The organism is Rathayibacter sp. AY1E2 (assembly GCF_002932325.1).
In the GTDB taxonomy this organism is placed as follows: Bacteria; Actinomycetota; Actinomycetes; order Actinomycetales; family Microbacteriaceae; genus Rathayibacter.
The window spans coordinates 3,058-4,899 of the sequence record NZ_PSVO01000046.1 but is presented as its reverse complement, the minus strand read 5'-3'; the positions used below and the strand labels follow the sequence as shown (position 1 = coordinate 4,899).

Genomic DNA, 1,842 nt, shown 5'->3' with positions numbered 1-1,842 from the left:
TGGTGTGGAGGCGGGATGTGTCCGATTCTTGAGAACTCAACAGCGTGCACTATGTTCAATGCCAATTTTATACCCCGGCCTTGATCTTCGGATCGGGTTGGGATTCCTTTGGAAATTGATGTCAGCTTCCGGCTTTCGGGTCGGAGAGATGTCTTATTTGCTAGAGGTCAAACTTGACTCTCCTTCTCTTCGGGGTTGGGGGTCGTAATTTTTTTACGGAGAGTTTGATCCTGGCTCAGGACGAACGCTGGCGGCGTGCTTAACACATGCAAGTCGAACGATGAAGCCCAGCTTGCTGGGTGGATTAGTGGCGAACGGGTGAGTAACACGTGAGTAACCTGCCCTTGACTCTGGGATAAGCGCTGGAAACGGCGTCTAATACCGGATACGACCTGCCCCGGCATCGGGTGCGGGTGGAAAGTTTTTCGGTCAAGGATGGACTCGCGGCCTATCAGCTAGTTGGTGAGGTAATGGCTCACCAAGGCGACGACGGGTAGCCGGCCTGAGAGGGTGACCGGCCACACTGGGACTGAGACACGGCCCAGACTCCTACGGGAGGCAGCAGTGGGGAATATTGCACAATGGGCGAAAGCCTGATGCAGCAACGCCGCGTGGGGGATGACGGCCTTCGGGTTGTAAACCTCTTTTAGTAGGGAAGAAGGGCTTCGGCTTGACGGTACCTGCAGAAAAAGCACCGGCTAACTACGTGCCAGCAGCCGCGGTAATACGTAGGGTGCAAGCGTTGTCCGGAATTATTGGGCGTAAAGAGCTCGTAGGCGGTTTGTCGCGTCTGCTGTGAAAACCCGAGGCTCAACCTCGGGCCTGCAGTGGGTACGGGCAGACTAGAGTGCGGTAGGGGAGAATGGAATTCCTGGTGTAGCGGTGGAATGCGCAGATATCAGGAGGAACACCGATGGCGAAGGCAGTTCTCTGGGCCGTTACTGACGCTGAGGAGCGAAAGCGTGGGGAGCGAACAGGATTAGATACCCTGGTAGTCCACGCCGTAAACGTTGGGAACTAGATGTGGGGACCTTTCCACGGTCTCCGTGTCGCAGCTAACGCATTAAGTTCCCCGCCTGGGGAGTACGGCCGCAAGGCTAAAACTCAAAGGAATTGACGGGGGCCCGCACAAGCGGCGGAGCATGCGGATTAATTCGATGCAACGCGAAGAACCTTACCAAGGCTTGACATATACCGGAAACTTCCAGAAATGGTTGCCCCGCAAGGTCGGTATACAGGTGGTGCATGGTTGTCGTCAGCTCGTGTCGTGAGATGTTGGGTTAAGTCCCGCAACGAGCGCAACCCTCGTTCTATGTTGCCAGCACGTCATGGTGGGAACTCATAGGAGACTGCCGGGGTCAACTCGGAGGAAGGTGGGGATGACGTCAAATCATCATGCCCCTTATGTCTTGGGCTTCACGCATGCTACAATGGCCGGTACAAAGGGCTGCGATACCGTAAGGTGGAGCGAATCCCAAAAAGCCGGTCTCAGTTCGGATTGAGGTCTGCAACTCGACCTCATGAAGTCGGAGTCGCTAGTAATCGCAGATCAGCAACGCTGCGGTGAATACGTTCCCGGGCCTTGTACACACCGCCCGTCAAGTCATGAAAGTCGGTAACACCCGAAGCCAGTGGCCTAACCGCAAGGAGGGAGCTGTCGAAGGTGGGATCGGTGATTAGGACTAAGTCGTAACAAGGTAGCCGTACCGGAAGGTGCGGCTGGATCACCTCCTTTCTAAGGAGCATCTGGACACCGCAGGGTGTTCCAGGCGCCAGATCAAAGCGAATGTCTTTGCTGGTAGCTCATGGGTGGAACATTGAACTAGGTGCTCGGTGAGATTG

Annotated in this window: 2 rRNA genes (1 of these 2 only partly in view); both read left to right on the top strand. The window is 55.5% G+C overall.

Annotation, left to right across the window (positions count from 1 at the left end):
- Positions 1–212 precede the first annotated feature (212 nt).
- Positions 213–1,735 (top strand): 16S ribosomal RNA (locus C5C49_RS16570).
- Positions 1,736–1,763: 28 nt separating this feature from the next.
- Positions 1,764–1,842 (top strand): 23S ribosomal RNA (locus C5C49_RS16565); it runs 3,017 nt beyond the window's last position.
- Together the 16S and 23S rRNA genes form the textbook arrangement of a ribosomal RNA operon.